The sequence below is a fragment of the Lentzea indica genome, from assembly GCF_012184385.1.
Taxonomy (GTDB): domain Bacteria; phylum Actinomycetota; class Actinomycetes; order Mycobacteriales; family Pseudonocardiaceae; genus Lentzea; species Lentzea indica.
The window spans coordinates 1-8,480 of the sequence record NZ_VSRL01000331.1 but is presented as its reverse complement, the minus strand read 5'-3'; the positions used below and the strand labels follow the sequence as shown (position 1 = coordinate 8,480).

Sequence of the window (8,480 nt, the reverse complement as noted above, 5' to 3'; positions counted from 1 at the left end):
CGGTCGATCGAGGGACTGGTCGCGGCGGCGAAAGCCGTGCTGTGGAACGCACCTGACGCCGCGGCCGAGCTCGCGGGGCGGGCACTCGAACTCACCGACCAGGCGTCGGCGTCGCTGGTGCACCGCACGGTCGTCGCGGCACGGGCGCTGATCGCGGCGGGCAAGCTCACGGCGGCGCAAGCGCTCGCGCAGGACGCGCTGTCCCGCCAGGTGTCCCCTGAGCCCGCCGCCAAACTGCGGCACTGCGTGGCTATCACGACGTTGCTGGGCGCGCAGCACACCGAGTCGGTGGAGATCTCCGAGGCGTTGCTGGAAGAACCCGACCTGCTGCCGGAACTCGCGCCGTGGGTGGAGATCACCCGGATGATGGCGTTGCTCGGCCACGATCGGCGCCGCGCGGAGGAGCTGGCGGAGACGATCGTGCGCACGCACACGGGCTCACCGGACGACGTGCTGGCAACGGCGTTGGCGGTGCTGGCGGCGATCGCGCGCGACACCGGACAGCCCGGCGCGGCACTGGAACTGGCCCGCGAGGCGGCGCAGTCCGTGACCTCCCACGACCTCTGCGCCTATCCGCAGCTGTTGCTGGCGACTGTGTTCTCGGGGCTGCGGGAGTTCGCCGACGCCGACAGCGTGGTGCGGCGGGTGCGCAGCGGGCCGTCCGCGGTGGTGACCAAAGAGGTCATGACCTCGGTCGTGCAGGCGCGAATCCTGTTGCAGGCAGGGCGAATCGAGGAAGCGTCCGTCGAAGCGCGCGGTGCGCTGGCGGTGGCGGAGGAGACCGGGCACGCGGCGCTGGTGGCGCCGGCGTCGGCCGTGCTGGCGATGGTCGCGATCCACACTGGTGACCTGCCCGCCGCGATCGAGCACGTCGAACGCTGTCGCGGCTACGTTCCTACGGACGGGATCATCTTCTCGCGCGCCTACTACCAGTGGGCCGACGTGGTCGTTTCCCATGTCGGCTTCGGGCTCGACAAGGCCTTGGGACTGCTCACCGACCAGTACCCGGGACTGGTGTCGTCGGGCCTCTTCGCGGAGGAACCGCGTGCCGCCGGCTGGTTCGTGCGCCGGGCTCTGGAGGCGGGGGACGAGCGGCTGGCCAAGGCCGTCGTGGACCGCGTGGAACGGCTGGCGGAGGAGAACCCCGGATTCCGTGCGGTGGCGGCCGCCGCGTTGCACGCACGAGGCCTGTTCGACTCCGACGCCTCGTTGCTGGAACTGGCTTCGCAGCAGCACAGGGACCTGTGGGCGCGGGCGAACGCGGCCGAGGACCTCGGCGCGCTGCTGACCGCCGACCCGGCTGACCGGGCGGCGTCGGTGAAGGCGCTGGAGAACGCGCTCGGGCTGTACCGGGAGATCGGCGCGTCACGTGACAGCGCGCGGGTGCTGGGACGGCTGCGGAAGCTCGGGCGCCGGCGTCGTGCGGCACCGGTGCGTCCTGCGTCCGGATGGTCCAGTTTGGACGACACCGAACGGGCGATCGCGAACCTGGTGGCCAAGGGTCAGACGAACAGGCAGATCTCGACGCAGCTGTTCATGTCGCCGCACACGGTGAACTTCCACCTGCGCAAGATCTTCCGGAAGCTCGAGATCAGCTCTCGCGTCGAGCTGGTGATGAGGTCGAGGGACGACCAGTGAGCTTCTTGGCCTGACGGCGCAGCTGCAGGATGCGGGCCGCGCCCACGACCGCGACCAGCAGCGCACCGCCGATCGCCGCGAACAGCAGCGCCACGCCGAGCGGAAGGCTGAACTGACCCCACAGGAAGTGGATGGTCGTGTTGCCGCCGTTCTGCAGGATGAAGACGAGCAGGAAGATCAGCACCACGATCGCGATCAGCACGGCGACCCACGTACCGCTGATCCGGGTGGGCCGCAGCTTCTTCTGCGTGACAGCAGGAGGAGCGCTCGCCGATGGAGCGGCCGGGATCGGCTCCGTGATCGGCGTCTTCGGGGTCTCGTCGCTGGTGTTCGCCACGGTGAAATTATCGGCGACCTGGCGTGATCGCGCGCGCTGGCGAACGGGTGGCTACAACCTCCGCAGGCCGGTCAGGACGCGTTCGAGCAGCGCCATGTTCGGCTTCTCTCCCGGTTCGTGCACGGCGACCAGGCCGAGCGTGATCAGGTCGCTCAGCAGCACCCGCGTGACACCCAGCGGGATCTTCATGAGCGCCGAGATCTCGGCGACCGACCGCGGCTGCAGGCACAGCCGCATCATCGCCGCCTGGTCGTTGTTCGCGCGGTACAAGGACTGCTCGTCCGTCGAGAGGAGGGTTTCCAAACGGAGGTCGTGGCGGGCCGCGGTACGGCCGCCGGTGCGGGCATAAGGACGAACGAGAGCGCTGTCCCGCGCGGGGACTGGTGGTTCTTCTTCTTGCATCGGCCACTCCGGTGGCGGTTCCGGTGGGCGTTGGCGCAACGGTTGCTGACGGGGCAGTTGCTGCGTCTCCGCGCCGTTCGAGTCTCCTCTTCCCTCGGCGCGCAGCCGTCTGCGGGTCTTCGGGGACCCGAAACGTGCCCCCGTGTAACCGATTTCCGTCGCTCCCTCGTCGTGCACGTGCTCAAGCTATAACGAAGTCGCCCGAATGTATGTCGATCACGTTGCCTTTTTGTCACCCAGATCGAATCTGACCTGGATCGCAGTGCCCGACGACGTCGTTTGGGTGCGCACGAGGTCGGCCAAACGGTTGACCAGCAACAGACCGCGACCGCCTGGATCGTTTGCGTGAACAGGCGTGCGTCCGGCCAGCACATCCGTGATGTGGCCGTTGTCGTTGACTTGGCAAACAATACTTTCACTTTCCGCCCAGACCCGCACCGTGCTCTCGCCGCCGCCGTGCCGGACGCTGTTCGTCGCGAGCTCGTTCACCGCGAGCGCGAAGTCGTCGACGCGATCACGCGCCAGCCCGTACTTCACGGCCTGCTCACGTGCGAACGCCCGCACCGCGGCCATCGCACCGGCGCCTGCCAGCGTGCTCGCCGCGTCGACCGGGGTCGCCAGCGGCATCGAGTGCGCGGCGACGACGACCCGTGCGGGGTGGAAGTGGTCGCTGGGACGGTGGCCGCTCGCGTCGATCACGACCGGGTGGGTCTTCTCGGCGTCGGCCAGGATGTCGTGGGTGAGGGTGGAGATGTTGTACGGGCACAGGATGCTGACGTCGCGGCCGCTGAACGCGTAGTTGACCAGCGCCTCGTGCAGCGTGCACGCCGGGTACTCGACGTCGGTGCGCAGGTCCCACACCGGCTCGCTGATGATCCGGACGGCCCCGCGGTGCCGGTCGGCGAACGCGCGGAGCTCGGGGATGATCCGGCCGGGGTTGCGGCCGGTGTCCGTCATGTCGAAGAACGTCACGAGGTGGGCGAACCCGCTCAGCGCCTCCTTGAGCAGCTGCAGGTTCCTGCTGGGCACCGTCACGGCGACGGGTTCGGCGTTCGCCAGGCCCTCCACGACGAACGGGACGGTCCCGTCGATGTAGGAGTCCTCATCGGAGTAGAACAACGCCGGATGTGCGAACGTCATGTGCCACCTCTCGTCAACGCCCCAGGATGCGCACCCGGCGCGTTGCTCAAACCATCATTTCTTGACCCTCACACCGTGTCAGCCCCTACACAGGAGCAGTCATGTTCAACATCGGAGACTTCGCCCGTCTGGGGCGCGTGTCGGTGCGGATGCTGCGCCATTACGACGCAGTGGGGTTGCTACCGCCTGCGCACGTCGACCCTTCGTCGGGCTACCGCTTCTACACCGCCGTCCAGCTGCAGCGGCTCAACCGCCTGGTCGCGCTGAAGGACCTCGGTCTGACGCTCGAGCAGGTTCGGGTGGTGCTCGACGAGAAGCTTTCCGTCGAGCAGCTGCACGGAATGCTTTCGTTGCGGCGAGCCGAGCTGCGGCAGCAGATTCTTGCGGACGAATCGCGGCTGCGGCGGGTCGAGGCACGTCTCCGCGCCATTGAAAGGGAAGGCGCCATGCCTACCGACGACATCGTTGTGAAGCCTGTTCCCGCTGTCCGGGTCGCTCGCCTGACCGCGACCGCCGCGTCCTACGAGCCCGAGGACATCGGTCCGGTCATCCAGCCGCTGTACCCGGAGCTGATCGCACGCATGGAACGCGCCGGTGTTGGGTTCGCCGGTCCCGGCGTCGCGACCTACGAGCCGACCGAGGGCGACCAGGTGCTCGTGCACGCCGGTGTGACGGTGGCGGTCGAGCCTTCTGACCGGTTCGAGTTCGAGGTCGTGGACCTGCCGGCGCTGGCAGAGGCGGCGACCATCGTGCACCGGGGGCGGATGGACGACGTCGACGCCACCTACCAGGCGGTCGCGACGTGGATCGAGGCCCACGGGTACAAGCAGAACGGGTTCGCCCGCGAGGTGTACCTCCAGTACGGCGAGGGAGATCCCGCTGACTGGATCACCGAGCTGCAGCTGGAGATCACCAAGCCGTAAGGGCGATCACCGCGGCCAGCCCGAGCAGGCCGAGGGGGAGTGATGCGACCGTGGCGAGCCCGCCCACCAGCAGCGGGCCGCCCGCGTCGCCCAGTTCCCTGCCGACCTCGGCGCTGCCCATCGTCTGGCCCATCCGTCCCTCCGGTGTCGTCCTGGCCAGTGCGGCGAACGCCAGCGGTGTGACGGCTCCTGATCCGGCTCCGATCAGGACGGCCGCGATGAGCGTGCCCGTGAGTCCTGGGATCGCCGCGGCCGCCACGAAACCCGCTGCCGCGGTGAGGATTCCGGTCCGCGGGCTGGTGACGCGGCCCGCGTCGTGGGCCTTGCCGATGCGCGGCTGGATCAGCGCCGCGGTGATCGCGAGGAGCGACACCGCGGCGCCGGTGACGATCGGGCCGTGCTCGGCGGCTTTCACCGGCAGGAAGCCGACTCCGGTGGCCAGCGCCGCGGTGGACGCCGCGAGTGCCGTGGTCGGCCTGAGGAAGTCGCTGTGGGACAGGCGTTTCGCCAGATCTTTGACGGTTTGCCGTTGGCGGGGCAGGGGTTCGAGGTTCGGGACCGTCAACGTCCACGCGGCCACGGCCACCGCCATCGCCGCCATGGTCAGGAACAGCAGGTCGAAGCTGCCGAAGTAGATCAGCACGCCGCCGAGCAGCGGACCGGCGGTGTAACCGACGCCCTTCCACGCGCCGTACCGGCCGAACGCCTTGCCTCGTCCTGTTTCCGGGGTCAGGCGGGCGACCATCGCGCTGGCCGCCGGGGAGAACGCCGCCGCGGCCACACCTTGCCGAACCGTGCGACGGCGACGTTGTCGATCAGCACGAACGCGCTCGAGGCCAGCGCGAAGGCGAGGAGACCGCCGAGCAGGACCGGGCGCGGGCCGATGCGGTCTGCCAGCGAACCGAAGACCGGCTTGAGGAGGATCTCGGCGCCGTCGTAGATCGCCAGCAGGAGGCCCAGCGTCAGGAGGTTCGTCTGCAGAAAGCCCAGGCCGGAGGCGACGCTGTGGGCGCCGAACGCGGTGACGAAGCCCGCTGCGCACAACGGCAGGACGCTTTTCACGTGGCCGAGAATACGTTCCGCTGATCCAGTGATCCGGGCCGCTCACCCGTATGCGAGAGCGTGACGGGGAACCCCTCCGTCATGAACAGCAAGCGAATCGTGACGATGTCCGCGCTCGCCTGTGCCGGCCTGGTGTTTCCACTGGCCGGAACCGCCGCGGCGGCCGATGGCGAGCTGACCATGACCGTGACGCCTGAGAACCAAAGCGCCACCTCCGCGTTCACTCTCACGTGCAACCCGGACGGCGGGAACCACCCCAGCGCCGATGCCGCCTGTGCCGAAATTGAGGCGGCGAACGGTGACTTCTCGGCGTTGCCCGGCGAGCCTGACCTGCTGTGCACCTACATCTACGACCCGGTGACCGTGTCGGCGACCGGCAGGTGGATGGGGCAGGACGTCAACTACACGCAGACGTTCCCGAACACCTGTGAGCTCATCCGGGCCACCGGATCGGTGTTCGTACCGGAGATTCAGTAACTGTCCGCGCGCGGCGGGCCTCACCGGGCCGCCGCGCTCACCAGGACCCGTCAGTGATCGTCCTGGTGGATGCGGCGATGCAGCGACTCCATCCGTTCGTCCAGCTGAGCCGCGATCATCGCCGACGACTTCAGCTCGTCCACGAAGTCAGCGGGCGGGCTGTCGTCGTACTTGTAGAACAGCTTGTGCTCCAACGTGGCCCAGAAGTCCATGGCGATCGTCCGCAGCTGCACCTCGACCTTCACGTGCTCGACCCGGTCCGACAGGAACACCGGAATCCGCACGATGAGGTGCAGGCTGCGGTAGCCGTTCGGCTTCGGGGAAGCGATGTAGTCCTTGGTGCGCAGGATGTCCACGTCGTGCTGCCGGGCGAGCATCGCCGAGACGCGGTACACGTCGGACACGAACGGGCAGATCACCCGCACGCCGGCGATGTCGTCCAGGACGTCGCCGATCGACTCGACGTCGAACGGCAAGCCCTTGCGCCTCAGCTTTTCGAGGATGCCTTCCGGCTTCTTCACCCGGTTGGTGATGTGTTCGATCGGGTCGTGCCGATGGACGTAGTCGAACTCCTCGCTGAGGATCCGCAGCTTCGTCATCAGCTCCTCGATCGCGAACTTGTAGACGAGCAACCGCCGTTCGAGGTCGCGAATCAGACTGAGGTCGTCTGCCAAGTCCGTCACAACACCAGGGTACTGATCACGCGGACCTGCCTCGGCAGCGGTCACGGCTGTTTCGCCGAGGTCGTGAGCTGGGAGAGCCAGTCGTCGTTCTGCCTGGCGATCACCTGCTCGCAGCCGGTCACGAACGTGTCCTGCGCGACCTGGTCCGGGCGGTCGGGCAGCGTGCGGACCAGATCTTCCAGGTCGTGCACGGTCCGGCGGTAGCGCACGACCAGGCGGTCGTAGCCGGTCTGCGCGATGTGGGCCGTGACGGCACCGGCGATCGTCGTGAGCAGACCCGCCCACACCGCCAGCTGGTAGCCCTGCACGGCACCTACTGCGGCCAGCGCGGCGGCCATGCCCTGGAAGAGGTACTCGGCCATCCGCATCCGGTGCAGGTTGCGTTGCAGGCGTTTCGCTGTCGCGCGGTGGTAGGAGATCTGCTCGCGCACCCGGTTGTCCACATAGGAGCGCAGGTCGTAGATCAACGGGGTGGTGCCCGCCATCTCGTGCATCCGCTCGTCGCGTTCGGCGCGCTCGACGTTCTGCTTGAGCAACGCCACGGCTTTGGGGTCGCGGTACGGGGTCGCGCCTGCGAGGTACTTGCACACCTCGGCTTTCACCTGTTCCGCGATGATCCGAGCGTTCGTCCACCGCGCGCGTTCCGCGGGTTCCTTCACGGCGCGGAACCAGATGCCCGCCACGACCAGCGTCGCGGTGAGGACGGCGACGGCGATGCTGGTGACCGGCTGCCACCGGGAGCTGTACTGGGCCGCGACCACCGTGAGCACCGCGCTGCCCGCGAGCGTGCCGAGCACGGACAGGCGGTAGCGCAGCGCGCGGTCCTTGTAGTGGTTGGCCGATCGCGACCACGCCTCGTGCTTGCCCCACATCGAGCGGGCCAGGTTCTCGTCGACGGGTGGCCGTGCGGCGACTCCGGGCGCTTCCACGGTTTCCCGGCGGACAGGTGCGATGCCCTGCTCGGCCAGCCAGCGGCGGCTGATCGCGGCGTCGAACCCCGTGTAGCCCCTGGCGCGCTGGGCCTGCACGAGCGCGGCCGCGAACGGGCCCGGCGCGGTGGCCTGGTCCTCGATCCACGCGCAGATCTGCTCGTGCCACGCCGCGCCGTCGATCTGGCCCGCGAGCTCGGCGAACCGCACGAGGCGTTGAGGCAGCGGGGCGTCACCGTGCACCACCTCGTGGAACGGGAGATCCGGCCACCGCCTGGCGGGTTCTGGAGGCTGCGGGATCTCGATGGTGGTCGTCGGGGTGTCGTCGACGGCAACCTCCTGTGGCGGGGAAGGGACGAAGACCGTGGCGTCCGCCGGTGTGTGCTTGAGCTTGGAGAGCAGCTCCTCCGCCCGCTTGGTGGCCCAGTCGTCCGGCCGGACCTCCTCGCGCACGTCGAACCGCAGCCGCCCGTCCTGCACGACGACCTCCTGCGACGGCCTGCCGGACAGGAACACCAGGCGCGGCAGGTTCGGCTGGGCCGCGTCGTTCTGCTCGTAGGTCGAGAACGTCCACTCGCGGTCGGCCAGCAGGGCGCGCAGCGTCCACAGCACGGGCAGCTCGAACCCCTCCGGCACGCCGATCACGCTGTACGTGCTCATGGGTCTGGCCACCGCCCGCGCGAGGATCGGCACGAGCATCGGGTCGTCCAGCGCCCGCGGCCGCACCCCCTGGTCGAACTCCTCCAGCTTCACCTCGGGCAACCGGTTGCTGATGGGCCGTTCGTCGAGCCATCGCTCCCAGCACGTCGTCATCGCCGGCACGAGCCGGGAGATCATGCCGCGGTCGCCACCAGCGCGTGCGCGCGTGCGGCGGCGTCGCCGGGACGGG

Annotated in this window: 10 protein-coding genes; 3 read left to right on the top strand and 7 right to left on the bottom strand. The window is 68.8% G+C overall.

Features of this window, described 5'->3' with window-relative positions; genetic code table 11:
- A partial coding sequence (locus FXN61_RS44390; protein ID WP_167979836.1) for a helix-turn-helix transcriptional regulator occupies positions 1 to 1,638 on the top strand: 1,638 nt, incomplete at its 5' end.
- Here the strand turns inward: FXN61_RS44390 and FXN61_RS44385 are convergent.
- The 3 genes from FXN61_RS44385 to FXN61_RS44375 are packed head-to-tail and all read right to left on the bottom strand — an operon-like array spanning position 1,592 to position 3,517.
- Positions 1,592 to 1,975 (bottom strand): LapA family protein, encoded by a 384-nt coding sequence (locus FXN61_RS44385; RefSeq protein ID WP_167979835.1) that lies wholly within the window; start codon positions 1,973 to 1,975, stop codon positions 1,592 to 1,594. The genes FXN61_RS44390 and FXN61_RS44385 overlap by 47 nt on opposite strands.
- A 51-nt stretch (positions 1,976 to 2,026) precedes the next feature.
- Positions 2,027 to 2,554 carry a DUF742 domain-containing protein gene (locus tag FXN61_RS44380; protein ID WP_167979834.1) on the bottom strand — a complete coding sequence of 176 codons (528 nt, stop codon included), beginning with the start codon at positions 2,552 to 2,554 and terminating at the stop codon, positions 2,027 to 2,029.
- 39 nt (positions 2,555 to 2,593) lie between these two features.
- On the bottom strand, positions 2,594 to 3,517 hold the full coding sequence (locus tag FXN61_RS44375; protein WP_167979833.1) for an anti-sigma factor RsbA family regulatory protein: 924 nt from the start codon (positions 3,515 to 3,517) through the stop codon (positions 2,594 to 2,596).
- A 101-nt stretch (positions 3,518 to 3,618) separates the two neighbouring features.
- On the opposite strand from FXN61_RS44375, the gene FXN61_RS44370 reads away from it, so the two are divergent.
- Complete coding sequence (locus FXN61_RS44370; protein WP_167979832.1) at positions 3,619 to 4,440, top strand: MerR family transcriptional regulator; 822 nt, start codon at positions 3,619 to 3,621, stop codon at positions 4,438 to 4,440.
- Here the strand turns inward: FXN61_RS44370 and FXN61_RS44365 are convergent.
- Positions 4,427 to 5,221 carry an MFS transporter gene (locus FXN61_RS44365; protein WP_312878474.1) on the bottom strand — a complete coding sequence of 265 codons (795 nt, stop codon included), beginning with the start codon at positions 5,219 to 5,221 and terminating at the stop codon, positions 4,427 to 4,429. The two genes, FXN61_RS44370 and FXN61_RS44365, sit on opposite strands and share 14 nt — an antisense overlap.
- Positions 5,170 to 5,502 (bottom strand): MFS transporter, encoded by a 333-nt coding sequence (locus FXN61_RS56045; RefSeq protein ID WP_312878473.1) that lies wholly within the window; start codon positions 5,500 to 5,502, stop codon positions 5,170 to 5,172. The genes FXN61_RS44365 and FXN61_RS56045 overlap by 52 nt, the downstream gene beginning before the upstream one ends.
- A gap of 81 nt (positions 5,503 to 5,583) precedes the next feature.
- Between FXN61_RS56045 and FXN61_RS44360 the strand changes: the two genes are divergently transcribed.
- The gene (locus FXN61_RS44360; protein WP_167979831.1) at positions 5,584 to 5,979 is read left to right on the top strand and encodes an SSI family serine proteinase inhibitor; all 396 of its coding nucleotides are present in this window, start codon (positions 5,584 to 5,586) and stop codon (positions 5,977 to 5,979) included.
- Between the two features lie 50 nt (positions 5,980 to 6,029).
- Here the strand turns inward: FXN61_RS44360 and FXN61_RS44355 are convergent, their stop codons facing one another.
- Complete coding sequence (locus tag FXN61_RS44355) at positions 6,030 to 6,662, bottom strand: GTP pyrophosphokinase (protein WP_312878472.1); 633 nt, start codon at positions 6,660 to 6,662, stop codon at positions 6,030 to 6,032.
- A gap of 41 nt (positions 6,663 to 6,703) precedes the next feature.
- Positions 6,704 to 8,480: DUF4231 domain-containing protein (locus FXN61_RS44350; protein WP_223165852.1), on the bottom strand; the 1,777-nt coding region annotated here is incomplete at its 5' end.